Origin of the sequence: Bradyrhizobium algeriense, from assembly GCF_003062295.1 — a bacterium.
Taxonomy (GTDB): Bacteria; Pseudomonadota; Alphaproteobacteria; order Rhizobiales; family Xanthobacteraceae; genus Bradyrhizobium; species Bradyrhizobium algeriense.
Window position 1 is genome coordinate 510,764 of the sequence record NZ_PYCN01000002.1, and the last position, 23,978, is coordinate 534,741.

Sequence of the window (23,978 nt, forward strand, 5' to 3'; positions counted from 1 at the left end):
GCCCATCAGCGAAAGCGATCGGTGCGATCGAGGAAACCCTTCACGTAACGCTCGACCGCGTCTTCCAGCGCGGTGAAGCCGCCATTATAGCCGGCGCGCAGCAACCGATCGACTTCGCTCTGGGTGAAGTATTGATAGCTGCCGCGGATCGCTTCGGGCATGTCGATATACTGGATGTTCGGCGTGGCGCCGAGCGCCGCATAGGCCGACAGCATCAGGTCACGAAAGCTGCGCGCGGTGCCGGTGCCGACATTGAAGATGCCGCTGACGCCTGATGTCGAGAGCAGCCACATCGTCACGCGTACGACATCGTCGACATAGATGAAGTCGCGCCGCTGGTCGCCGTCGGCGATGCCTTCGCGGTGCGACTTGAACAATTGCACGGGGCGCCCGGCCTTGACGTCGTCGAAGCGCCGCGCCAGCACGCTCATCATCGTGCCCTTGTGATATTCGTTAGGGCCGAACACGTTGAAAAACTTCAACCCGGCCCATTGCGGCGGCAGCCGTTCGCCGCGCGCGGCGCGTTCGGCCACCGCCATGTCGAACAGATGCTTGCTCCAGCCGTAGAGATTCATCGGCCGCAGCTTCTTCAGGGTGTCCATGGATTGGTCGTCGCTGAAGCCTTCGCTGCCGTCGCCATAGGTCGCCGCCGAGGACGCGTAGATCAGCGGCGTGGCGTTCGCCGTGCACCAGTCCAAGAGTCGCATCGACAGCCGGAAATTGGTCTCGATCACCAGATCGCCGTCGGTCGCCGTGGTCTCGGAGATGGCGCCGAGATGAATGACGGCCTCCAGCCGGCGGCCCTTCAGCCAGTCCATCAGTTCCGAGGGCGGCACGACATCGGCGAGCCGGCGCTTGGCCAGATTGCGCCATTTGCCGTCATGGCCGAGCACGTCGCACACGGCCACGTCCCGGCCGGTGTCATTCAACGCAGCCACGACGTTCGACCCGATAAAACCGGCACCCCCGGTCACCAGCAACATGCCATCCCCTGCCGTGATTGTTCGGCAAAGCTTTGCCCCACTCCCGCGCGGCAAGCAACTTGGCTGATATGGCTGGGTGAAGGCGGATCACCCGGCTTTACCTAGCGGAGCAGAGCAGTTACCGACGGGGCCGGAATGAGGCCTGAAGTCAGTTAAACAAAAAATGAATTCGGATTCAATAGACGGGATCGAGATGGAGGACGCCGCCGACACGCGGCCGATCCTGATCGTGCCCTATATGTGGATCGGCGATTACATCCGCGGCCATACCGTCGTGCGTGTCCTCAAGCAGCGCTGGCCGAACCGGCCGGTCGATTTGCTGGTGACCTCGCTGTGCGCGCCGCTGGTCGATTACATGCCGGGTGTCCGCGCCGGAATCGTCTGGGATCTGCCCCGCGGCCGTTTGGCGGTGGCGAAACAGTGGGGGCTGGCCTCCGAGCTGCGTGCCCGGGGTTATGGAACCGCCCTCGTCCTGCCCCGCACCTGGAAAGCCGCGATTGCGCCGACGCTGGCCGGGATCCCCGAGCGCGTCGGCTTTTTCGGCGAGGCCAGATTTGGGCTGATCAACCGGATGCGCTGGGGCGAAAAAGCCCTGCCCCGCTTCATCGACAAGAATGCCGCGCTGGCGCTGCCTGCCGGCGCGCCGCTGCCGGGCGAATGGCCGGTGCCGCAACTCGTCGTGCCGCCGGAGGAAATCGCGCGCTGGCGGCAGGCCAACGAATTGGGCTCAGGCCCCGCGGTGGCGCTGGCCCCGGGATCCGTCGGCGCCTCCAAGCGCTGGACCTATTACCCCGGCGCCGCGCGGCTCCTGATCGAGCGCGGGCTCGACGTCTGGGTGGTCGGCGGCCCCGGTGAGAAGGCGCTGGCGCAGGAAATCGTTGCCGCCGGCCGCGGCAAGGTCCGCGACCTCACCGGGTCAGACCTGCGCAACGGCATTCTGGCAATGGCGGCGGCCGGCGTCGCCATCTCTAACGATTCGGGCCTGATGCATATCGCGGCCGCGATCGGCACGCCGACCATGGGCATTTTCGGCCCCACCAGTCCCTATCTGTGGGCGCCGCTGAACGGTCTTGCCGCGACGGTTGTTCAGACCAAGGCGGTGCTGCCCTGCCAGCCCTGCCAACGCACCGTCTGCACCATGAACGACCACCGCTGCATGCGCGACATCGATCCCGCCTACGTGGCCGAGGTCGCGCACCGCCTGCTGGTCACTCAGCCGAGCGCACGATAGACCGCGGCGATCGCATTCGCCTCCGCCTCGAGGCTGAACTTTTGCAGCACGCGCGCGCGCGCACGCTCGCCCATCGCGATTGCCGCGGCCGGATCGCGCATCAACGGCTCCAGTGCCGCCACCAGCGCGTCGGCATCGCCCGGCGGCGTCAATAGGCCGGTCACGCCCTCTTCGACCACGAACTCCGCGGCGCCCGCGCGCGACGCCACCAGCGCCGCCCCTGAGGACATCGCCTCGATCAGCGTCAGACCAAAGCCTTCATTGCGCGAGGTGAAGGCGTAGATCGTCAGCCGCTGATACCAGCGCTGCACCTCCTCGATCGCGAGCTCGCCCGTGATGACGATGCGCGACTGCAGCCCGGCCGCCTCGATCTGCTGCTTCAGACCGTTGGCAAAACCCTGCTGCTCCGGCACCACCGCGCCGACGATGACAGCGGTGAAATCGGGGTAACGCGGCAGCAGCCGGCACATCGCCTCGACAAACACGTCCGTGCCCTTTTGCGCGCGCACCCGGCCGAAGCAGCCGATCGCGTAACGCCCCGGCAGTTTGGCCTCCGCAAACGCCGCCGCGCGATCGGCCGGCGGTGCGTAGCTGTCGGTATCGACGCCATGCATCACCACAACAGCCTTGCGCTTGAGAAACGACGCCGAGAGCTCGGAAGTGGCGATCACCGCATCCATCTGCCGGATCAGCCAGCGCGTCAGCCGCTTGTGATGCCGCTGTGCGGCTGAAGTGAAGACGAGTTTCAACGGCCAGCCGAGCGCGCGCAGCAACAGCCCCGCGATCATCTCGTCGTTACGGCGCGCGTGCCAGATCAGGGAGTTGCGGTGCCGCCAGAGTTTCAGGAGATCCGCAAAACCCATCCGCGCGATGCCGTCGGGCGCATGCGGCCCGAGCCACGCCGCGCAGTACATTGTGGCAAGCTTCGGCGCCACCATCCGGTTGGTCGCGGTGACGCCTGAATAGCGCCTGTGCAGATTCGGCACGATCAGTTGCAGATCACTGGCCAAATTGTTCTCGATCGGCACGTCCGGCTCCATTTCAGCCAGTTCCTATACGCAACATTAAGCATAGTGGCCAGTTCGCCCGTGCCGAAACCCACTCTTCACCGCAGCCCCGCTAGCATTGCCTCCCATAGAGCGCGACCAGCATAACGTGGAAACCGGTTTTGCGTCCGGGCGCGCGCCAAATTCAAGAGCGAGAGGTGGCCCATGACCGTGCTCGTCACAGGTGGCGCCGGCTATATCGGAAGTCACACGGTTCATGCGCTGGCGGATGCCGGCGAAAGCGTCGTCGTGATCGATAATCTGTCCACCGGATTCTCCGCCTTCCTGCCGGAAGGCGTGCCGCTGTTCATCGGCGACGCCGGCGATGAAAACCTCGTCGCAGGCGTGATCGCCCAGCACGGCATCGAGAGCATCATTCATTTCGCCGGCTCCATCGTGGTGCCGGATTCGGTGCGCGATCCGCTCGGCTATTATCGCAACAACACCATGACGACCCGCAGCCTCTTGAATGCCGCGGTCAAGGGCGGCGTCAACAAATTCATCTTTTCGTCGACGGCTGCCGTCTACGGCAATCCGGACCAAGTGCCGGTGCCGGAACATGCGCCGACGCGGCCGGCGTCGCCCTACGGCTCTTCCAAGCTGATGACGGAAATCATGCTGCACGATGTCGCTTCCGCGCATGGCATGAACTATGTCGTGCTGCGCTACTTCAACGTCGCCGGCGCCGATCCTTTGGGCCGCTGCGGCCTCGCCACCGTCGGCGCCACACATCTGCTCAAGATCGCGGTCGAAGCCGCCACCGGCCAGCGCGCCAAGATCGACGTGTACGGCACTGACTACCCGACGCCGGACGGAAGCTGCATCCGCGATTTCATCCATGTCAGCGATCTCGCGCAGGCCCATCGCGCCGCGCTGGCCTATTTGCGCGACGGCAAAAGCTCGATCACGCTGAACTGCGGTTACGGCCGCGGCTACTCCGTGCTCGAAACCATCGAAGCCGTCCGCCGCGTCTCCGGGCGCAATTTCGCGGTTTCATATGCGCCGCGCCGCCCCGGCGACATCATGACGATGGTCGCTGACGTCAGCCGCATTCATGCGACGCTGGACTGGACACCGCAATTCGACAATCTCGAGACCATCGCCTCCCACGCGCTGGCCTGGGAACAGAAGCTGTTCCACGACCGCGGCGGCCTTCCGCAGCATGCGGAATCAGCCTGAAATCAAGCGCTTATTTGGCTTGAAAAAGCCCCGCCAAGCAGGCAAGGACTAACCCGCAGCAGCCCTGACGCGCCGGCTACGAAGCGCCGTCAATGGAACGCGGATGACCGAACTTCCAAGAGAAAATCCGAGAAAAATCACCGACGACCCCTATGGCGCGGCGATCCTGATCAGGCGTCTGGTCGCCGAACAGGGGCTCGCCTACTGGCGGCGCTATCTGCTCGCCTTCGCGCTGATGGGGCTTGCGGCGGCGACCACCGCCGGTTCCGCCTATTTGCTCGGCGAGGTCATCAACAAGGCCTATGTCGACAAGGATGTGCGCGGCATTGCGGTCCTGTCGCTGGTCACCATCGCCATCTTCACCATCAAGGGCGCGGCGACCTATGGGCACACCGTGATCCTGTCGCAGATCGGCAACGCGATCCTCGCCAACAACCAGCGCCGTCTGTTCGCCAAGCTGATGAGCGAAAACATCGCGTTCTTCTCCGAGCGGCATTCCTCGGAATTTCTAGCGCGGCTGACCGCCGGCGCCACCGCGGTGACGCAGGTGCTCAATCTCCTGATCAACGCCATCGGGCGCGATCTGCTGTCACTGATCGCGCTCGTCGTCGTCATGGTATTGACCGATCCTTTGATGGCGCTGCTGGGTTTTGCGGTGGCGCCGCCGGCGATGATTGTGCTGCGCAAGCTGGTGAAGCGCATCAAGGGCCTCGCGCACAACCAGTTCTCCGGCACCGCCGACATCATGGAGACGATGCAGGAATCCCTGCAGGGCATCCGCACGGTGAAAGCCTTCGCGCTCGAGCAGGCGATGCGCGAGCGCATCGACGCCAGCATCACCGCGGTCGAGCGTAACGCCAACAAGATGGCGCGGGTTTCCAACCGCTCCAGCCCGCTGATGGAGACGCTCGGCGGTTTCGCGATCGCGGGCGGCCTGATGTACGGCGGTTACCGGGTAGTCGCGATGGGCGCTTCGCCCGGCCAGTTCTTCTCGTTCCTGACCGCGTTCCTGCTGGCCTATGAGCCGGCCAAGCGGCTGGCGCGGCTCAACATCGAGCTCAACAGCAACCTGATCGGCGCGCGCAAGCTCTTGGAGATCGTCGACAGCCCGCCGAGCGAGCCCGACGACAGTGACAAGCCGGCGCTGAAGCTCAGCGATGCCCGCGTCGAATTCCGCGACGTCACTTTCGGCTACCGGCCAAACGAGCCGGTGCTGCGCCGCATGAGTTTTGTCGCCGAACCCGGCAAGACCACCGCGCTGGTCGGCCCGTCCGGTGGCGGCAAGTCAACGGTGCTGGCGCTGCTGCTGCGGCTCTATGAAGTGAACGACGGCGCCATCCTGATCGACGGCCAGGCGATCTCGGGCGTATCGCGCCATTCGCTGCGCGCCCAGACCGGCTATGTCGGACAGGACGTCTATCTGTTCCGCGACACGGTCGGCGCCAACATCGCGTTCGGCAAGGAAGGCGCCACCCAGGACGAGATCGTGGCGGCGGCGAAGGCGGCCTGCGCGCATGACTTCATCATGGGCTTTCCGCTCGGCTACGACACGCCCGTCGGCGAGCATGGCACGCAGCTATCCGGCGGCCAGCGCCAGCGCATCGCAGTCGCCCGGGCGTTGCTCAAGAACGCGCCGATCATCCTGCTCGACGAAGCAACTGCCGCGCTGGACTCCGAGTCCGAAAAAGCCGTGCAGGAGGCGATCGAGCATCTCTGCCAGAACCGCACCACCATCGTGATCGCCCACCGCCTGCACACCATCATGCACGCCGACGCCATTCTAGTGGTCGAGGGCGGGGAGATCGTCGAGCGCGGCCAGCATGACGATTTGCTGCGGCGCGCCGGCCGCTACGCCTCGTTCTTCCGCCTGCAACAGCGCGACGCCGGCCATCCCAGTCTGGCGCCGGTCAGCGCAACCGCGTAAGGCTATTCCTGAATTTCCAACCGTAACCTCCCGAGACCTTCTTCATGAACGCAGCCTCCTACGTCATATCAGCAGCCCCGCAGCCCACCCTTCCCGTCGTCGGCGAAACAGGGACCTATCCGGTCCGCCGCATCTGGTGCGTCGGGCGCAACTATCTCGAGCACATCCGCGAGATGGGCAATGACGAGCGCGCGCCGCCGTTCTTCTTCGCCAAGCACGCCGACATGCTGGTGCCCGACGGCGCCACGATCCCCTATCCGCCGCTGACCAAGGATCTGCATCACGAGGTCGAACTGATCGTCGCGATGAAGAGCGGCGGCCTCAACATCTCGGCCGAGAAGGCGCTCGACCATGTCTACGGCTATGCCGTCGGCATCGACCTCACCCGCCGCGACCTGCAGATCGCCTCGCGCAAGAAGGAGCGGCCGTGGGAAGTCGGCAAGTCGTTCGACTATTCCGCGCCCTGCTCCGCGATCCAGCCGGCCGCCAAGATCGGCCATCCCACCAAGGGCAAGATCTGGCTGACGGTGAACGGCACGGAAACCCAAAAAGGTGATCTGACCGAACTGATCTGGAACGTGCCGGAGATCATCTGGCAGCTCTCACAACAGGTAAAACTCGCCGCCGGCGACATCATCATGACGGGCACGCCCGCCGGCGTCTCCCAGCTCAACCCCGGCGACCAGATCGAGTGCGGCGTCGACGGCGTCGGCACGCTGAAGGTTGCGATCGGCAAGCCGGAATAGAACTGAAAGCCATCGCGAAATGCAAAGCCCCGGACCTGATCCGGGGCTTTTTCGTTGAGCCGGTAGGATGGGTTGAGCCCTTGCGAAACCCATCGCGATCATCGGATGCAAATGATGGGTATCGCTTCGCTCCACCCATCCATCCTACGCATTGCTCGGATTACGCCGCAGCCGCGCGCGCCTGATACCGCGCCCCGGCACTTTCGGTTGCAAGATCCGCAAAACTGACACAGATTTCAACTATTGCCGGAGAATAACGGCGAATGTCGGATCGGAGGACACGTCCATGATCAAGGTAAGCGTAATGTATCCCAATACACCCGGCGGGCGCTTCGATCACGATTACTACCGCGACAAGCATATGCCGCTGGTGAAAGCCCGCATGGGCGATGCGTGCAAGTCCTATACGGTCGACAAAGGCATGGCCGGCGGCGCACCCGGCGCTCCCGCCACCTATGTCGGGATGTGTCATATCTTCTGCGACTCGGTCGAGGCCTTCCAGGCCGGCTTTGGACCGCATGCCAAGGAGATCATGGCCGACATCCCGAACTATACCGACCAGTCTCCGGTCATTCAAATCAGCGAAGTCGTCGTAGGCTGACGACCCGGCAACCGTGCCCCGGATGAGCGACTTGTCCGCCGTAGCTCAACGAGCGTAGGCGGAAAGCGACATCCGGGGCGGCGTTCCCGCATATCGCTCCGCTCATGCGGGCTACTTGCTGTGGCTCAGGTGTGATTCGCCCTAGTGCCGGCTTCGGCCATAATGTTGCCGGAGCGAAGCTGTTTCTGGCTCCGCTTTTCCGCGGGGGCTTCATCCATGCACGATCGGCGTCAACCGGCAGGTCAGCCGTCGTCTTTTGGCTGGCGCTGGATCGGACGTATGCTGCTGCTGCGCCGCGAGCAGGTCGCGTCGATCCTTGCGATGACGGGCGCGGTGTATGCCGCGGGTCTCGTCTTTCCCATCAGTACGCAGAAAGCGGTCGATACGATCGTGGCAGGACGGGCGGACTGGGCGCTCGCTGGCCTCGCGCTGACCGCGGTCGCCGCCGTCGGGCTTGAGGCGGCGGTTGCGTCCTGGCGTCAGAAGCTGGTGATCCGGCTTGTCGCCTTCATCGACCGGCGCGTGTCGCGCAAGGTCTTCGCGCATCTCATGCGAGCGCGCATCGACGGTGCGGATTTCCGCTCCGGCGACGTGCTCAATCATTTTCAGCAGGCGACAAAGGTCCGCGACTTCGTACTTTATCATCTGCCGCATGTCGTCTTCGATACCGGCGGCGCCATCGTCGCGCTGGGCCTGATGCTCTATTACGACCTCGTCGTCGGGCTAACCTTGCTGGTGATCGCTCCGCTGCTGGCCATCCTCACACGCGAGCATCTGGGCGCGTTCCGGCTCGTCGCGGATGACTATTACGCCAGCATCGGTGCGCGGCAGAATGTTCTGTCCGAGAGCGTCAACGGCATTTCGACCATCAAGGCGCTGGCACTCGAAGGCGGCCGTATGCGCCGATGGGACCGCATCACCGGCGCGATGCTCGACAAGCTCTGTCATCTGATGGATCTCAGCCGCGCTTTCATCCTCAGGTCGCAGATCGTCTCACGTGGACTCACATTGCTTGTGGTCGGGCTCGGCTGCTGGCGCATGTTTCAGGGGCATCTCACCGTCGGCGAACTGCTGGCGTTGCAGTTGCTCGCCGGCCGGATCACCGGACCGATCCTGGCCGCCGGAGACGTCTACAGGACCTATCAGGAGGCGGACGTGGCTGTCCGCCGGATCGCCAAGTTCGTCTCCGAGCCGCGGGAGCAGGCGACCATCACTCCACCCGTCCGCGAATTTACGGCCGGAGGCATCGTGCTGTCGAACGTGTCGCTGACCTATCCCGGAGCGAACCGGCCGGCGCTGCACGACGTCAGCGTTGCGTTGCCGTCGCACGGCGTCATCGCTCTTGTCGGCCGCAACGGTTCGGGCAAGTCGACCCTGATCCGGATCCTGCTCGGATTGCTCGGCGACTACTCCGGCCGGGTTGAGCTGTTCGGTCACGATCTCAGGCATTATGACCCGCGCTGGCTGCGCGGGAGGATCGGCGTGGTCGATCAGGACACGGCGCTGTTTTCGGGAACGGTGCGGGAGAATCTTGCGCCCGGCCGAGATGCTGACGATGCCGCGTTGCGTGAGGCCCTGGGTTTCTCCGATGCGCTGGGTTTTGTCGAGGCCCTGCCGGGTGGCACTGACGCCGAGCTGAGCGAGGGCGGTCGCTCGCTGTCCGGCGGGCAGCGTCAGCGCCTGTCCATCGCCAGGGCCGTCGTGCGCAATCCGAAGCTTGCACTGTTCGATGAGCCGACGGCGTTTCTTGATGCCGAAGCCGCAGTGGCGCTGGAGAAACGGCTGGCCGTCTGGGGGCGAGATCGTCTGCTGATCCTCGTCTCGCACCATCTCGCCGCGAAGCGCAGCGCCGATCGCATCCTGGTGCTTGAGGCTGGCCGTCTCGTCGGCGACGGCCCGCACGAGCAGCTCGTCAAAACCGCGCCGGAGTACGCCTCCCTGTGGTCCGACTATGCACGTTCCCTGGAGGGGGTCTCGTTGTGATCGAGACCTCAGTCGCACGAAGGTTTCGGTAGCCTCCTGCCCGCTTGCTTCACTACCCACCGCCCGCTGGCTGCGACAGAACCGCTTGTCGCGCAAATCACCAAAAGTCTGTCCAGCCCCCTTTGCAAAAATATTCCGCTTAACCCGCAGGCCAAATCAGCGGCATAACTCCGCCCGTCTCACGGCAGATGAGGGGCGTTGGCCATCGTCACGAACGTGCGGTGAGATGCGATGGACGCGAGAGCTGCGACTGACGTGTGCAGCTTGAGCGTACGGCGAAGTCGTGTGGTCCTGACGCCGCGGTGCTGGCGTCAAGTTCTTCGAGAAGCATGCCGCGAGAAGGCGAAACTGTATCCACCGTCATTGCGAGCGAAGCGAAGCAATCCACGCCTCCGCAAGCTGCGAAATGGATTGCTTCGCTTCGCTCGCAATGACGCGGAGAGGCCGCAGCGTACTGGATACCTCGCATGACGGCCCTGGCAGCCGACAATCGAGAAACAAAAGCCTCAGCTCCGCAACGCCTGTAGGCCCTTGAAGGTCAGCCGCTTGGGATCCCTCACGCCGGCCAGATAGAACTTGCGGATGAAGGCTACGGCCGCTTCGCGGTCGCAATCGGTCAGCGCCACGATGGCATCGACGGCTATTCGCTGGGCGTCCATGGGCTTCCTCGTGCTGTCAGGGGCCACAAGCCACGCAGCGTATAGGGACGCCGGTTAATCCGGCGTTAACCGTGAGGGAACCTTGAACGATTCGCGCTCGCCTACGTATACGCGAAATAACGCATGGGGCGTCGGGACGCACCTCGCGGTGGAACCGCTCACGAATACTGCATCACCCCGTCGTCGACCTTGCCGTAGCGCAGGGTGACGATGTCGAGCGCGTAGTTCTGATACAGCCGCCACGGCCGTTTCGAGCCCTGCTTGGGCAATTTCGCGATCGAGCGCTGCACATAGCCGGAGGAGAAATCCAGCGACGGCAGTTCCCTGACGTCAGGATCGACATTATGCGGCATGCACTGCTTGTAGCCGTTGCGGTCCATGTAATTGATCAGCCGGCAGACATATTCGCAGGTGAGATCGCATTTCAGCGTCCACGACGCGTTGGTGTAGCCGAACGCGGAGGCCATGTTCGGGATGTCCGAATACATCATGCCCTTGTAGTTCAGCGTTCGCGCGAAATCGACCGTGCGGCCGTCGACGCTGACTTCGAGGCCGCCGAGCACCTGCAGGTTCAGCCCGGTCGCGGTGATAATGATGTCGGCCTCGAGCTCGCTGCCGTCCTTCAGCTTGATGCCGCCCTTGGTGAAGCTGTCGATCTCATGGGTGACGACGGAGGCGCGCTTGTCCCGGATCGACTTGAACAGGTCACCATCAGGCACCAGGCACAGCCGCTGCTCCCACGGATTGTAGCGCGGCGTGAAATGCTTGGCGACGTCGTATTCCGGCCCCAGCGCCATCTTGACGCCGCCGAGGATCAACTGCTTGGCACGGTCGGGCTTGCGGCGACAGAGCTGGAAGAAATACATGCCGAACAGCACGTTGCGCCAGCGGATCATGTGATAGGCGAGTTTCGCGGAGAAATTCCGGCGCAGCTTGTTGGCGAGCGCATCTTCCGCCGGCCGCGCCACCACGTAAGTCGGCGAGCGCTGCAGCATGGTGACATGCGCCGCGGTCTTGGCCATTTCGGGCACCAGCGTCACCGCTGTGGCGCCCGAGCCGATCACCACCACACGCTTGCCGGCGTAGTCGATATCCCTAGGCCATTTCTGCGGATGCACGATCTGGCCGGCGAAGTCAGCCGTGCCGGAAAATTCCGGCGTGTAGCCTTCCTCGTATTTGTAATAGCCCGAGCACATGAAAAGGAAATTGCAGGTGAAGCGGACGATTTCGGATGCGCCCTCGTCCACCGTGCGTTCGGCCTCAACGGTCCAGCGAGCATCCGGCGACGACCACGACGCGCGTTTGACGCGGTGGTGGAAGCGAATCTTCCTGTCGATGCCGTTGTCGACAGCGGTCTCGCAGACATAATTCAGTATCCGCGGCCCGTCCGCGATCGCCTTCGGCTCGGTCCACGGTTTGAACGAATAGCCGAGCGTGTACATGTCGCTGTCGGAGCGGATGCCGGGATAGCGAAACAGATCCCAGGTGCCGCCGATGCAGTCGCGTCCCTCGAGGATGACGTAGCTCTTGTCCGGGCATTTCTCCTGCAGGTGATAGCCCGCGCCGATGCCGGACAGGCCGGCTCCGACGATCAGCACGTCGAAATGTTCAGTTGCCTCGGTCATGGCGCTCTCCCTGCTGCCCGATCTAATGGGCAGCAGGGAGGAATTGCAACTCGCATTGTCAGGTTGCCGCGGCGATACAGGCTGTATCGGAATTTACGATTGAATCTCAACGATCACGGGTTGTGCGGCCAACCAGCAAAAAGCCCCGGATCGCTCCGGGGCTTGCTGAGGCTCTGGCATTTACGTCAGGACGACACCTGCAGCGGCGCACCCTGCCTGAAATCAATACCGGTAATGATCCGACTTGAACGGGCCTTCCGGCTTGACGCCGATATATTCGGCCTGGTCCTTGCGCAGTTCGGTCAGCTTGACGCCGATCTTGGCGAGATGCAGCCGGGCCACCTTCTCGTCCAGCGTCTTCGGCAGCACGTAGACCTTCTTCTCGTACTTGCCGTCCTTGTTGTTGGCCCAGAGCTCGATCTGCGCCAGCGTCTGGTTGGTGAACGACGCCGACATCACGAAGGAGGGATGGCCCATGGCGTTGCCGAGGTTCACGAGGCGGCCTTCCGACAGCAGGATGATGCGATGCTTGTCGGGGAATTCGATCTCGTCGACCTGCGGCTTGATGTTGGTCCACTTCAAATTACGAAGCCCTGCGATCTGGATCTCGTTGTCGAAGTGGCCGATGTTGCAGACGATGGCGCGATCCTTCATCGCGCGCATGTGGTCGATGGTGATGATGTCCTTGTTGCCGGTCGCGGTGACGAAGATGTCGGCGCGCGGGGCGGCGTCTTCCATGGTCACGACTTCATAGCCTTCCATCGCAGCCTGCAGCGCGCAGATCGGATCGACTTCGGAAACCATGACACGGCAGCCGGCCTGGCGCAGCGAGGCGGCCGAGCCCTTGCCGACGTCGCCGAAGCCCGCAACCATCGCGGTCTTGCCGGACATCATCACGTCGGTGCCGCGGCGGATGCCGTCGACCAGCGATTCACGGCAACCATAGAGGTTGTCGAATTTCGACTTGGTGACGCTGTCGTTGACGTTGATGGCGGGGAACAGCAGCTTGCCTTCCTTCTCCATATTGTAGAGCCGGTGCACGCCCGTGGTGGTCTCTTCGGAAACGCCTTTGATGTTCTTGGCGATCTCGGAGAAGTAGCCCTTCGGCTTTTCCTTCAGGATCTTCTTGATCAGCGCGAAGAACACTTCCTCTTCTTCCGACTCCGGCTTGTCGAGGAACTTGACGTCGCCGTTCTCGGCGCGCAGGCCGTGATGCACCAGCATGGTGGCGTCGCCGCCGTCATCGAGGATCATGTTGGGCGTGCCGCCGCCGTGCCAGTCGAACAGCTTTGCGGTGTAGTCCCAGTATTCGGCGAGCGTTTCGCCCTTCACCGCAAACACCGGAATGCCGGCGGCCGCGATGGCGGCTGCCGCATGGTCCTGCGTCGAGTAGATGTTGCACGACACCCAGCGGATATCGGCGCCGAGGGCCGCCAGCGTCTCGATCAAGACCGCGGTCTGGATCGTCATGTGCAGGGAGCCGGCGATGCGGGCGCCCTTCAACGGCTGCTTCGGGCCGTATTCCTCGCGGGTCGCCATCAGGCCGGGCATTTCGGTCTCGGCCAGCGAGATTTCCTTGCGGCCGAATTCGGCGAGCGAGATGTCCTTGACGATATAGTCGGTGAAGGCGGGCTTCTTGGCGGCGGCGGTGGTCATGGGGAGTTTCCCTTTGTGGAGTTCGTCATTCCGGGGCGCGCGTGAGCCACGAACCCGGAATCTCGAGATCATGGAAAAGATTCCGGGTTCACCGCTATGGCGGTGCCCCGAAATGACGGTGTTAAAGCTAAAGCGCGCGCTTGAGCGGTTCGACCAGGTCGGTCTTCTCCCAGGAGAAGCCGCCTTCATTGTCCGGCGTTCGGCCGAAATGGCCGTAGGCCGAGGTACGCGCGTAGATCGGCCGGTTGAGATCGAGATGGGTGCGGATGCCGCGCGGCGTCAAATCCATCGCCTGCGCAGCCGCCTTCTCGAGCTTGTCCTCCGGCACCTTTCCGGTGCCATGGGTATCGATATAGATCGACAGCGGCCGCGCCACGCCGATCGCGTAGGCGAGCTGCAGCGTGCAACGATCGGCAAGACCGGCCGCGACAATGTTCTTGGCGACGTAGCGCGCCGCATAGGCCGCCGAACGGTCGACCTTGGTCGGGTCCTTGCCGGAGAACGCGCCGCCGCCATGCGGGGCCGCGCCGCCATAGGTATCGACAATGATCTTGCGGCCGGTGAGGCCGGAGTCGCCATCGGGGCCGCCGATGTAGAACTTTCCGGTGGGATTGATGTGCCAGATGGTCTTGCCGTTGATCCATTCCTTCGGCAGCGCCTCGCGCACATAGGGCTCGATAATGTCGCGAACCTGATTGGAGGTCAGGTCCTCGACCAGATGCTGGTGCGAGACCACGATCTCGCGGACGCCGACCGGCTTGCCATTCTCGTACTGCACGGTGACCTGGCTCTTGGAGTCCGGACCCAGCACCTTTTCGCGGCCGGAGTGGCGGGCTTCGGAAATCAGCCGCAGGATCTTGTGGGCGTAGAAGATCGGCGCCGGCATCAAGTCGGGCGTCTCGTTGGTGGCGTAGCCGAACATGATGCCCTGGTCGCCCGCGCCCTCTTCCTGGTTGCTGGGCTGCTTGGCGTCGACGCCCTGCGCGATATCAGCGGACTGCGGATGCAGCAGGATTTCGATGTCGGCGGTCTTCCAGTGAAAACCTTCCTGCTCGTAGCCGATATCCTTGATCGCCTCACGCACGGTGTTTTCGATCTGCTCATTGGTGACCGATTCCGGGCCGCGGGTTTCGCCGGCGATCACCACCTTGTTGGTGGTAGCGAGCGTTTCGCAGGCCGCGCGGATCGCCCACGGATCGATGCCCGCCTTCGGCCCTTCCCGGTAGAACAGGTCGACGATCTCGTCGGAAATTCGGTCGCAGACCTTATCGGGATGACCCTCCGAGACCGACTCGCTGGTGAACAGGTAAGACGCGCGCATCAAGCAGACCCCTCTTTTCGTCGAACTCCGACGTTTGTTTGTGTTCCTGGAATGTCAGTCGCGACGGCGCGAAATGACGTAGGATTCGTCGTAAAACCAAAGCCCATTATGCTTGCGCAGAACCTCTCTGGTGGCATCGAGGGTTCGGCTGTTTTCTGTCATTTCCGCCAACCGGTCGTCTTCGATCTGGGCGACATACACCGCCGCATTCCACGCTGCAAAGGCCGTCGAGGTTCCGATCTGGCCGGTGACCTCGTTGGGCAGCGCTTCCATATCATAACGGAAGATGGAACGGTTATCGGCGTAGGCATTAAAATTAAGGTCGCGCCCGGCCGATCCCAGCTCGTATTTCACCGCGCGCAATAGCTCATGACGGCTCACGGCGAAAGGATTTTCTCCCGGCCAGACCGATTGGATGATTTCCAGGCCCGGATCCTGCCCATGGGAGTGAATTCCGATCAAACGCCCCCCTGCCCGCAGAGCCCGGGCCAGCGGCGCGATGATCCGCTTGGCGCGGAAATTCACAGAGGATTTCGCCCGATAGGGCTGGGACGCGATCACAAGGTCGAAATTGGCCTCGGTCCGACCCGCCCGGGGGATGATCGAATCAAGCAGGAACCGGTGGTCTTCCCGGTATACGACCAGCGCCACCGGGCGTTCATAGATCGGCATGCCCGATTTGGGGCTGATGTTGGCCCGCCAGTTTTGTTCCAGAAACGGCCCCAATTCGGCGATCTGTGTCTCGAATTCGCCCGAGGAGGCCCCCCGCAGGCCGACCTCGTGCCAGATCATGCCGGCCGCCGCGGCTGGCGAGGCCGGCGTCAGCCAGGGCGCCTCGGCGTAATGCATGTTGGTCAGGACGACGACGGTCGCCGGGTGCTCGAACAGCCGGTCCGGCACCTTGTCGAGCGTCAGCCGGACATCCTCGAGGCTCAACTCCTTGCCGGCGATGTAGAACGGCATGTGGGGAAAGCGGCCGTGCATCGAGCGCATCACCCGCGCCAGCACCGTGCCGTCGCCAATGCCGGCGTCGAATACCCTAAGCGCTGGCGGACGCGGATGCAGGCTGGAAAGCTCCAACGCCACCCGCTCGGCGATCACCCGCTTCTCGCTGCAGGTATGGACGAACAGCAGGTACTTCTGGCGGTTCTCGAAAAACCGGAAATTACCGCGCGGATCGCGCCTTTCGGGCGGCACCTCGAGCCCGCGCGGCGGCGGGAGGGTGCCGGTGGACGTCGCGATATAGGCCTGGATGCGGTCCAGCGTATCGATGGTGATGCGTTTGCCCTCGCGCAGCCGATGCACCAGCTTGCCGTCGTTGACCGACCGGCGGCCAAACGTCGTCTCCGCCATGTCGGAGTGGCGGCAGAAGTCGGTGATCTGGCTGAGAATTTGATCGTTCTTCATCAAGCGGGAGTATTGGGAAATATCGGTGGGCAACACCAAGTGACGGCAGCAATCTACCACGCCCTGCCCACCAAAGAAACCCCCTACTGCTGGCGGCCGACATGTAGCGCGGCCGGCCTTGAACCCCCGCTCCGCGGGGGGCAACAAAGCGGTATCCGCTACTCGCGACCGCCATTCACGGGGACCTGATGCGCCGCGCCATCCTGACGCTTACCCTGCTCGCCGCCGCGCTTTGGCCGGCGCCCTCCCTCGCCCAATCGCGCGCTCAACTTGGGCCGCTCTGCACCACCGACACCACACCGGCCGATCAGCAGATCAACGCCTGCAACAAGATCATCGCGCTGAAGGTGTTTGCCGGCGAGAAGCTCGCGACGATCTATTTCTGGCGCGCGGTCGGCTGGAACAAGAAAGGCAACTACAATCAGGTGATCGCGGACGCCGGCGAATCCATCCGCCTGCACCCCAGCACCGCCACCTATAATCTGCGTGGCTCGGCCTATTACGACAAGGGCGAGGACGACATCGCGATCGCGGACTTCAACGACGCGCTGCGGATCGGGCCGCCGAGCGGTATCATCTTTCACAACCGCGGCAACGCCTGGCGCTCCAAGGGCGAATACGCCAAGGCGATCGCCGACTACGATCAAGCGATCAAGCTCGGCCCGCCGTCGGCGTTTTCCTGGCAGAACCGCGGCATTTCGAAACGCGCGCTCGGCGATCTCGATGGCGCGCTGGCCGACATCAACGAGGCGATCCGGCTCGACCCGGAATTGCCGCAGCCGTTGACCAGCCGCGCGGTGATCTGGCGCGCCAAGGGCGATCTCGATCGCGCCATCGCTGATACGACCGAAGCGATCCGGCTCGCAAAAGCAAAAGCGCCGGTCAACATCATGACGCCGCCGGGCAGCGTGCTGATCTCGGCCTATAGCCATCGCGCGCTCGCCTATGAGGCAAAGGGCGATTTCGACCGCGCCAGGCAGGATTACGCCGCGGCGCTCGAAGGCAAGGCCTCCGACGCCGGCAGCAAGGCAAACCAGGCCACCGCAAAAGTTCGCCTGTCGCTATTGTCAGAGACGGTGCCGCCGGCGCCGCGAAATACACCTGCAGCACCGGCGCCGTCCGCCAGCAAAGCCGCGCCGGCTTCGCCGGTGGGCGCAGCGAGCCCGCACCCCGCAGCCGAGCAGCGCCAGCGCGCAGAGACCGGCAGGGAAACCAGCAGGCGCGTCGCGCTGGTGATCGGCAACGGCGCCTATGCGCGTGTCAGGGCGCTGCCCAATCCGACCAACGATGCGCGCGCGATGGCAAAAAGCCTGCGCGACATCGGATTCGTGGTGACCGAAGGCACCGACCTCGACCGCACGGCGATGCAGGCGACCATCCGCGACTTCCTGCGCGATGCCGCGCGGTCGCAGGTGGCGGTGGTCTACTATGCCGGTCACGGCGTACAGATCGATGGCCGCAATTACCTGGCGCCGATCGATATCCAGTTTCAGGCCGGCAGCGGCATGACGGAAGCGATGATGGACATGGATACGATCATGGCCGGCCTCGACGACCAGGTCCGGACCAACATCCTGATCCTCGATGCCTGCCGCAACAACCCGATGGCGCCGAAGCTGGCTTCTGCCGGCCCGGCCCGTGACATCGAGGCCGGATCGGGACTGGCCGTGCCGGCCACACTCGGCGCCGGCGCGACGTTAGGTGCGGGCACGCTGATCGCATTCGCAACGGCGCCCGGACAGGTCGCGCTCGACGGCGAAGGCGCCAACAGCCCGTTCTCGGCCGCGCTGACGCGCCACATCGGCACGCCGGGGTTAGAAGTGCAGCAGATGCTGACGCGGGTCCGCGCGGAGGTCGTCGCCGCAACCAAAGGCAAGCAGGTGCCGTGGTCGAATTCGTCGCTGCTGGGTGAGGTTTATCTGGCGGAGAAGTAATCAGGCCTCTCGCGCCAAATATGCCTTCGCGGCCTTCGCGATCCGCTGTGCCTCGATGCCGATTTCGCGCAACTGCCCGGTCGGCGCCGTGATCTGGCCGCAGAAATATAGCCCCGGCACATTGGTCGTCCCGCCCGTGACCAGCGGCATGCCGTGGTCATCGAACACGCCCTCGACATCAGGCACCAGCCGGCGCAGATTGGGGCGGAAGCCGGTTGCGAGAATGACGGCGTCGAATTTTTCGGTGCTTGCATCGGTGAATACCACACCGTCGGCCGTGAAGCGATCGACACCGCCGCGCACCTTGATCGCGCCATCCCTGATTTTGGCGAGCGTGCCGATGTCGATCAGCGGTACGCGTCCATCCTCTTCAATCATCTGACGCGGTCCCTTCGCGGCACGCCTGAGGCCGAGCTTCTCGAAATTGCCCACCGCCAGCCGCAGCACCGGCGCGTTGATGAAATCGACGAAACGCGCGGGCAGCCGCCGGTACAGGATCGCCCACGACAGAATCGGAAAGCCGAGCAGATCGCGCGGTATGATCTGCACCGGACTGCGAACGGCCAATGCGACATCGACGCCGGCATTGGCGAGATCAAGCGCGATCTCGCCGCCGGAATTGCCGAAGCCGATGACGAGCACGCGCTGGCCGGAATACGGCTCGGGATTTCGATAGCGGCTGCTGTGGATGACCGCGCCGGAATAAATATCAAATCCCGGCCAGGACGGACGGTAGGGTGCGTCCGCAATACCCGTCGCCACCACCACGACCGGCGCCGAAATCGCATCAAGTGGCGTGTCGGCAAGCCATCGCGCACCGTCGCGCCGCAGGCGTGAAACCTTGGTGTTGAAGACCGGCTTGATCTGAAAGCGGGCTGCGTAGCTTTCGAGGTAGGAGACCATCTGCGCCCGTGACGGATAGGCCGGATAGTCCGGCGGCATCGGCATTTCTGGCAGGCCGGAATGGTTGCGGTCCGTGTGGAGGTGAAGCCAGTCGTAATGCCGCCGCCACACCGCGCCGACCAGACCGGCTTTCTCCAGCAGCATGACGTCAAGCCCCGCCGCGCGCATCGTCACGGCGCAAGCGAGCCCCGCGGGGCCCGCACCGACGATGATGGCGTCACGGGTTGGCGTCACGAAATCCCGACCGCCGTCGCGCAACGATGGAGAAGCGCTTACTTCCCCCACACCTCGTTCGCTACTTCGACCGCGAGGCTCAGCTTGGCCCATTGCTCTTCCTCGGACAGGATGTTGCCTTCCTCAGTCGAGGCAAATCCGCATTGCGGCGAGACCGCGAGTTGGTCGAGGGGCGCGAATTTGGCGGCCTCTTCGAGGCGGCGCTTGATGTCGTCCTTCTTCTCCAGCTCGCCGAATTTCGACGTAATGACGCCGACCACGACCACCTTGTTGCCCTTCGGCAAATAGCGCAGCGGCTCGAAGCCACCGGCGCGGTCGGAATCATATTCGAGGAAGTAGCCGTCGTAATTGGTGCCGGCCAGCATGGTCTCGGCCACCGGCTCGTAGCCGCCGGACGAGATCCAGGTCGAGCGGAAATTGCCGCGGCAGACATGCGTGGTGGCCACCATGTCGGCCGGACGCTCGGCCAGCGCGTAGTTGATGACGCGCGCGTAGATTTCCTGCAGGCCATCGGGATTGTCGCCGCGCTCGCGCGCCTTCTGCAACTCTTCCTGCGAGCAGAGATAGGCCCACACGGTGTCGTCGAACTGCAGGTAGCGGCAGCCGGCGTCGTAGAATGCCTTCACCGCCTTGCGATAGGTCTTGCCGAGGTCGAGGAAGAACTCCTCCAGATCAGGATAGACCTCCTTCGAGATCGACTTGCGGCCGCCGCGGAAATGCAGCACCGCGGGCGACGGGATCGTCATCTTCGGCGTCACGTGCGCGGTGTCGGCATGCTTCTTCAGGAAGCGGAAATGATCCAGCATCGGATGGTTGTCCGGGAAATCGAGCTTGCCGATCACGCGGACGGCGTCATGGCGGGTCTCGACGCCCGCGAACTGAATACCGGTCTCGGGGTGGAACAGCTCGCAGCCGCCGAGCTTGGCGAGAAAATCGAAATGCCACCAGGAGCGGCGGAACTCGCCGTCGGTCGCGAGCTTCAGGCCGATGGAAGCCTGCTTGTGCACGACCTTTTCGATCTCGAGGTCCTCGGCCTTGCGCAAATCCTCCGCCGTGATTTCGCCCTTCTCGAGCTTGGCGCGCGCTTCCTTGATGCGCGGTGGCCGCAACAGGCTGCCGACCTCGTCGGCGCGGAACGGGGCTTTGGTTCTCTGCATGGTCTCAACTCCCATCAAATCTAATGCGCAGCGGCGCCGGCGACGCCGAGATAGCGTTCGAGCACCGCAGGATCAGCCTTCAACGCGCGGCTTGGCGCATCATGCACGATTGCGCCGCGTTCCAATATCACAACCCGATCGGCCAGCCCCAGAATCTTTTGCGCATTCTGCTCGACGATGATCGAACAGATGCCCCCCGAGCGGGTGATGGTGCCGAGCGCCCGGAGCAGTTCCTCGACGATGATCGGCGCCAGGCCCTCGGTCGGCTCGTCGAGCAGCAAAACCTTGGGATTGAGGGTCAGCGCGCGGCCGATCGCCAGCATCTGCTGCTCGCCACCGGAAAGCTGGTTGCCGAAATTATTGCGGCGTTCCTTCAGCCGCGGAAACATTTCGTAAACCTTATCCACGGTCCAGGGACCCGGCTGGGCCACCGCGGTCATGTTTTCCTCGACCGTCAGCGAGCGGAAAATATTGCGCTCCTGCGGCACCCAGCCGATCCCCGCCCGCGCCCGCTGGTCCGGCCGCATCGCCGTGATGTCCAGCCCGCCAAGTGCAAGGTTTCCGCCGAAGCGGCGGGTGATGCCGACGATCGAATTGATCAGCGTGGTCTTGCCGGTGCCGTTGCGGCCGAGCAGCGCCAGCACCTGGCCCTCGCCCAGCGTCAGCGACATCGAAGGCAGCACCACCGCTTCGCCGTAGCCGGCGCGCAAGGCATCGATGGCGAGAAGATCAGACATCGGCGGCCTCACCGAGATAGACCGCCTTGACCTGCGGATCCCTGGCCACCTCGTCGGGCGGTCCCTCCACCAGCATGGCGCCGTTGACTAGGACGGAAATGCGGTCGGCGAACGAGAACACCAGATCCATGTCGTGTTCGATCAGCAGTACGGTGACGTCGCGCGGCAGCGCGGCGACCGCCGCCAGGATATCGTGGCGTTCGCTCTCGGGCACGCCAGCGGCGGGCTCGTCGAGCAGCAGCACGCGGGGCTTGGTCGCGATCGCGACCGCGATTTCGAGCAGACGCTGTTTGCCGTAAGGAAGCGTCGCGGTCAGTTCGTTCATCACGTCGAGCAGATGAAAGCGCCCGAGCGTTTCTGCTATCTCCTCGTTGACGTCGGCGCGCGTGCCCATCCGCCGCCACCAGTCGCCGCCACGGCCGAGCCGTTCTGAAACCGCAAGCCCGATCGTCTCGAGTGGGGTCAGGTCGGCATAGAGCTGATTGATCTGGAAGGTGCGCGACAGCCCGCGCAGCACCCGGGTGTGGACCGGCAGATCGGTGATGTCGTTGCCTTCGAGCAGGATCCGCCCTCCATTGGGCCTGAGCACGCCGGTCAGGAGATTGATGACGGTGGTCTTGCCGGCGCCGTTCGGCCCGATCAGGGCGTGGCGGGCGCCCTGCTCCACCTGCAGCGACAGATCGCGCGTAACCTTCAAGCCGCCGAAGGATTTCTCCAGTCCCTTGGTTTCCAGCGCGATCGTCATGGCGCATCGCTTTCGGGAACGGCCACGACGGCCTTGCGGCCGAAGACCTGGCGGATCAACAGGTTCGGTCCCCAAAGCACCCAGCGATGGATGCGCTCGCGGCCCACCAGCACGATCACGACCAGAACGAGCCCGATCCAGAACATCCAGTATTGCGGCGTAATGGTCTGGAACAGCTCCTGCAGCATCTTGAACACGACCGCGCCAATCAGCCCGCCGTAGAGATAGCCGGTGCCGCCGATGACGAGCACCAGCATCAGGTCGGCCGAGCGCTCGAACGCGAACACGTCGAGTGAGGCCAATGCCGTGGTCTGGGTGAAAAGCGCCCCGGCAATGCCGGCATAGAACGCCGCCACTGTATAGATTGCGATCAGGCGGCGGTTGACGGGCACACCGATCGCGGACGCCCGCAGCGGATTGTTCTTGATCGCCCGCAGCGACAGGCCGAACGGCGAGTTCACGATCCGCCGCGCCAGCAGAAACAGCAGGAACAGCACGATCAGCGAGTAGAAGAATCCGGTCTTGCCGAACATATCGAACGCAAACAGGCCGAGGATCGGCTGCATCTCGATGCCCTGCAGCCCATCGGTGCCGCCGGTGATGTTGGAGAACCGTTCCGCCAGCGCCTCCAGCAGCAGCGCGATGCCGAGCGTCACCATCAGCCGGGTCAGGTCGACGCCGCGGATGACGAGGAAACTCGTGAGAAAGCCGAGCACGGTCGCGATCAGGCCGGCCGCGACCAGCGCGATCACCGGCTCGTTGATGATGCCATGCAACGCCAGCAAGCCCGCCGAATACGCACCGACGCCGAAGAAGGCGGCGTGCCCCAGCGAGACGATGCCGGCGTAACCCAGGATCAGATCGAGCGACAGCGTGAACAACGCCAGCCGAATGATGTCGGTCATGATCAAATAGCGGGAGGGAAACAGGAACGCGCAGGATGCGGCCAGAATCCAGAATGCGATTTCGGCGGGGCGCCAGCGGGCGCGGGCGATGGCATGGGATGAGACGTCGGTTACTGCGGTCATCGCGGGCTCATCGCGTGGCGGTGCGGCCGAACAGGCCGTTCGGACGCCAGATCAGGATCACGATCATGATGGTGTAGATGACGAACGGCCCCATCTTCGGCACGTAATATTTGCCGGCGACGTCGCCGATGCCGAGCAATAGCGACGCGAGGAACGGCCCGGTGATGCTGGAGGAGCCGCCGACGGTGACCACGATCAAAAAGTAGATCATGAATTTTAGCGGAAAATACGGATCGAGCCCGAGGATCTCGGCGCTCAGCGCCCCGCCGAGGCCGGCAAGGCCGCAGCCGAAAGCGAAGGTAAAGGCAAAGACCTGCGGCACGTTGATGCCGAGGCCGCTTGCCGCGCGGGGATCGTCGACGGCCGCGCGCAGGCGGCTGCCGAAGCGGGTCTTCGCCAGGATCAATTGCAGCGCCACCGTGAGCAGGCCACAAATCACGATGATCATCAGCCGGTAGCGGCCGATGCCGACGCCGAAGAAATCAAACTGGCCCTCGAGCGCCGCCGGCAGCTTGATGAAGATCCGCGACGATCCCATGATGTAGTCGACCGCCGCCACCGACATAAAGGTCAGGCCGATCGTGAACAGCACCTGATCGAGATGGCTGCGGGTGTAGAGGTGGCGGTAGAGCGTTCGCTCCAGCGCGACGCCTATCGCGGCGGCCGAGACAAAGGCGAGCGGCAGCGCCGTAAAGAACGGCCAGCCGGAATTGTTGACCAGCACCGCGCAGATGTAGCCGCCGGTCATGGCGAAGGCGCCGTGGGCAAGATTGACGAAATTCATCAACCCCAGCGTCACCGCCAGCCCGCAGGCGAGTACGAACAGCAGCATGCCGTAGGCGACACCGTCGAACAGGATGGTGAACAGCGTAGTCATTA

General features: G+C 63.8%; 20 protein-coding genes. 7 read left to right on the plus strand and 13 right to left on the minus strand.

The window, feature by feature from the left end; translation table 11 throughout:
- Window positions 1–5: 5 nt before the first annotated feature.
- A complete protein-coding gene (rfaD, locus tag C7G61_RS06500; protein ID WP_108513251.1) occupies window positions 6–983 on the minus strand; it encodes an ADP-glyceromanno-heptose 6-epimerase in 978 nt (325 codons plus the stop codon).
- Between the two features lie 163 nt (window positions 984–1,146).
- Here rfaD and waaF point away from each other — a divergent pair, with 163 nt between their 5' ends.
- The gene (gene waaF / locus C7G61_RS06505) at window positions 1,147–2,214 is read left to right on the plus strand and encodes a lipopolysaccharide heptosyltransferase II (protein ID WP_108513252.1); all 1,068 of its coding nucleotides are present in this window, start codon (window positions 1,147–1,149) and stop codon (window positions 2,212–2,214) included.
- On the opposite strand, the gene C7G61_RS06510 is transcribed toward waaF, so the two are convergent.
- Entirely contained in the window at window positions 2,196–3,254 is a 1,059-nt protein-coding gene (locus tag C7G61_RS06510; RefSeq protein WP_108513253.1) for a glycosyltransferase family 4 protein, read from the minus strand. The two genes, waaF and C7G61_RS06510, sit on opposite strands and share 19 nt — an antisense overlap.
- Before the next feature lie 171 nt (window positions 3,255–3,425).
- Between C7G61_RS06510 and galE the strand changes: the two genes are divergently transcribed.
- The 5 genes from galE (at window position 3,426) to C7G61_RS06535 (ending at window position 9,693) form a co-directional block, all read left to right on the plus strand.
- Window positions 3,426–4,439, plus strand: a complete 1,014-nt coding sequence (galE, locus tag C7G61_RS06515; RefSeq protein ID WP_108513254.1) for a UDP-glucose 4-epimerase GalE — start codon at window positions 3,426–3,428, stop codon at window positions 4,437–4,439.
- A 103-nt stretch (window positions 4,440–4,542) separates the two neighbouring features.
- Window positions 4,543–6,363, plus strand: a complete 1,821-nt coding sequence (locus tag C7G61_RS06520) for an ABC transporter ATP-binding protein (RefSeq protein WP_108513255.1) — start codon at window positions 4,543–4,545, stop codon at window positions 6,361–6,363.
- 44 nt (window positions 6,364–6,407) lie between these two features.
- Complete coding sequence (locus C7G61_RS06525) at window positions 6,408–7,109, plus strand: fumarylacetoacetate hydrolase family protein (protein ID WP_108513256.1); 702 nt, start codon at window positions 6,408–6,410, stop codon at window positions 7,107–7,109.
- 286 nt (window positions 7,110–7,395) lie between these two features.
- A complete protein-coding gene (locus C7G61_RS06530) occupies window positions 7,396–7,710 on the plus strand; it encodes an EthD family reductase (RefSeq protein WP_108513257.1) in 315 nt (104 codons plus the stop codon).
- A gap of 279 nt (window positions 7,711–7,989) precedes the next feature.
- Window positions 7,990–9,693 (plus strand): peptidase domain-containing ABC transporter, encoded by a 1,704-nt coding sequence (locus C7G61_RS06535; RefSeq protein ID WP_190241689.1) that lies wholly within the window; start codon window positions 7,990–7,992, stop codon window positions 9,691–9,693.
- Window positions 9,694–10,199: 506 nt separating this feature from the next.
- Here C7G61_RS06535 and C7G61_RS44505 read toward each other — a convergent pair.
- From C7G61_RS44505 to C7G61_RS06555, 5 genes are all read right to left on the minus strand, one after another.
- Window positions 10,200–10,352, minus strand: coding sequence for a hypothetical protein (locus tag C7G61_RS44505; protein ID WP_190241690.1), 153 nt, complete (start codon window positions 10,350–10,352; stop codon window positions 10,200–10,202).
- A 158-nt stretch (window positions 10,353–10,510) separates the two neighbouring features.
- A complete protein-coding gene (locus C7G61_RS06540; protein WP_108513259.1) occupies window positions 10,511–11,977 on the minus strand; it encodes a flavin-containing monooxygenase in 1,467 nt (488 codons plus the stop codon).
- A gap of 222 nt (window positions 11,978–12,199) precedes the next feature.
- Window positions 12,200–13,633, minus strand: a complete 1,434-nt coding sequence (gene ahcY / locus C7G61_RS06545; protein ID WP_108513260.1) for an adenosylhomocysteinase — start codon at window positions 13,631–13,633, stop codon at window positions 12,200–12,202.
- Window positions 13,634–13,760: 127 nt separating this feature from the next.
- The gene (gene metK, locus C7G61_RS06550; protein ID WP_108513261.1) at window positions 13,761–14,954 is read right to left on the minus strand and encodes a methionine adenosyltransferase; all 1,194 of its coding nucleotides are present in this window, start codon (window positions 14,952–14,954) and stop codon (window positions 13,761–13,763) included.
- 54 nt (window positions 14,955–15,008) lie between these two features.
- On the minus strand, window positions 15,009–16,361 hold the full coding sequence (locus C7G61_RS06555; protein WP_108513262.1) for a hypothetical protein: 1,353 nt from the start codon (window positions 16,359–16,361) through the stop codon (window positions 15,009–15,011).
- Window positions 16,362–16,549: 188 nt separating this feature from the next.
- Between C7G61_RS06555 and C7G61_RS06560 the strand changes: the two genes are divergently transcribed.
- Entirely contained in the window at window positions 16,550–18,295 is a 1,746-nt protein-coding gene (locus C7G61_RS06560; RefSeq protein ID WP_108513263.1) for a caspase family protein, read from the plus strand.
- Here the strand turns inward: C7G61_RS06560 and C7G61_RS06565 are convergent, their stop codons facing one another.
- The 6 genes from C7G61_RS06565 to C7G61_RS06590 are packed head-to-tail and all read right to left on the minus strand — an operon-like array spanning window position 18,296 to window position 23,976.
- Window positions 18,296–19,432 (minus strand): flavin-containing monooxygenase, encoded by a 1,137-nt coding sequence (locus tag C7G61_RS06565; protein ID WP_190241691.1) that lies wholly within the window; start codon window positions 19,430–19,432, stop codon window positions 18,296–18,298. It lies immediately after the preceding gene.
- A 38-nt stretch (window positions 19,433–19,470) separates the two neighbouring features.
- A complete protein-coding gene (locus tag C7G61_RS06570) occupies window positions 19,471–20,589 on the minus strand; it encodes a cobalamin-independent methionine synthase II family protein (RefSeq protein ID WP_108513265.1) in 1,119 nt (372 codons plus the stop codon).
- A gap of 20 nt (window positions 20,590–20,609) precedes the next feature.
- On the minus strand, window positions 20,610–21,326 hold the full coding sequence (locus C7G61_RS06575; protein ID WP_108513266.1) for an ABC transporter ATP-binding protein: 717 nt from the start codon (window positions 21,324–21,326) through the stop codon (window positions 20,610–20,612).
- Window positions 21,319–22,071 (minus strand): ABC transporter ATP-binding protein, encoded by a 753-nt coding sequence (locus tag C7G61_RS06580; RefSeq protein WP_108513267.1) that lies wholly within the window; start codon window positions 22,069–22,071, stop codon window positions 21,319–21,321. Before C7G61_RS06580 ends, C7G61_RS06575 begins: the two co-directional genes overlap by 8 nt.
- A complete protein-coding gene (locus C7G61_RS06585) occupies window positions 22,068–23,099 on the minus strand; it encodes a branched-chain amino acid ABC transporter permease (RefSeq protein ID WP_108513268.1) in 1,032 nt (343 codons plus the stop codon). The genes C7G61_RS06580 and C7G61_RS06585 overlap by 4 nt, the downstream gene beginning before the upstream one ends.
- A gap of 7 nt (window positions 23,100–23,106) precedes the next feature.
- Window positions 23,107–23,976, minus strand: a complete 870-nt coding sequence (locus C7G61_RS06590) for a branched-chain amino acid ABC transporter permease (RefSeq protein ID WP_108513269.1) — start codon at window positions 23,974–23,976, stop codon at window positions 23,107–23,109.
- Window positions 23,977–23,978: the final 2 nt, after the last annotated feature.

Excerpts from the sequence above, each read along its gene's own strand:
- rfaD (WP_108513251.1), bottom strand. The coding sequence starts at position 983 with ATGTTGCTGGTGACCGGGGGTGCCGGTTTTATCGGGTCGAACGTCGTG.
- waaF (WP_108513252.1), top strand. The coding sequence starts at position 1,147 with ATGAATTCGGATTCAATAGACGGGATCGAGATGGAGGACGCCGCCGAC.
- C7G61_RS06510 (WP_108513253.1), bottom strand. The coding sequence starts at position 3,254 with ATGGAGCCGGACGTGCCGATCGAGAACAATTTGGCCAGTGATCTGCAA.
- galE (WP_108513254.1), top strand. The coding sequence starts at position 3,426 with ATGACCGTGCTCGTCACAGGTGGCGCCGGCTATATCGGAAGTCACACG.
- C7G61_RS06520 (WP_108513255.1), top strand. The coding sequence starts at position 4,543 with ATGACCGAACTTCCAAGAGAAAATCCGAGAAAAATCACCGACGACCCC.
- C7G61_RS06525 (WP_108513256.1), top strand. The coding sequence starts at position 6,408 with ATGAACGCAGCCTCCTACGTCATATCAGCAGCCCCGCAGCCCACCCTT.
- C7G61_RS06530 (WP_108513257.1), top strand. The coding sequence starts at position 7,396 with ATGATCAAGGTAAGCGTAATGTATCCCAATACACCCGGCGGGCGCTTC.
- C7G61_RS06535 (WP_190241689.1), top strand. The coding sequence starts at position 7,990 with ATGCTGCTGCTGCGCCGCGAGCAGGTCGCGTCGATCCTTGCGATGACG.
- C7G61_RS44505 (WP_190241690.1), bottom strand. The coding sequence starts at position 10,352 with ATGGACGCCCAGCGAATAGCCGTCGATGCCATCGTGGCGCTGACCGAT.
- C7G61_RS06540 (WP_108513259.1), bottom strand. The coding sequence starts at position 11,977 with ATGACCGAGGCAACTGAACATTTCGACGTGCTGATCGTCGGAGCCGGC.
- ahcY (WP_108513260.1), bottom strand. The coding sequence starts at position 13,633 with ATGACCACCGCCGCCGCCAAGAAGCCCGCCTTCACCGACTATATCGTC.
- metK (WP_108513261.1), bottom strand. The coding sequence starts at position 14,954 with ATGCGCGCGTCTTACCTGTTCACCAGCGAGTCGGTCTCGGAGGGTCAT.
- C7G61_RS06555 (WP_108513262.1), bottom strand. The coding sequence starts at position 16,361 with ATGAAGAACGATCAAATTCTCAGCCAGATCACCGACTTCTGCCGCCAC.
- C7G61_RS06560 (WP_108513263.1), top strand. The coding sequence starts at position 16,550 with ATGCGCCGCGCCATCCTGACGCTTACCCTGCTCGCCGCCGCGCTTTGG.
- C7G61_RS06570 (WP_108513265.1), bottom strand. The coding sequence starts at position 20,589 with ATGCAGAGAACCAAAGCCCCGTTCCGCGCCGACGAGGTCGGCAGCCTG.
- C7G61_RS06575 (WP_108513266.1), bottom strand. The coding sequence starts at position 21,326 with ATGTCTGATCTTCTCGCCATCGATGCCTTGCGCGCCGGCTACGGCGAA.
- C7G61_RS06580 (WP_108513267.1), bottom strand. The coding sequence starts at position 22,071 with ATGACGATCGCGCTGGAAACCAAGGGACTGGAGAAATCCTTCGGCGGC.
- C7G61_RS06585 (WP_108513268.1), bottom strand. The coding sequence starts at position 23,099 with ATGACCGCAGTAACCGACGTCTCATCCCATGCCATCGCCCGCGCCCGC.
- C7G61_RS06590 (WP_108513269.1), bottom strand. The coding sequence starts at position 23,976 with ATGACTACGCTGTTCACCATCCTGTTCGACGGTGTCGCCTACGGCATG.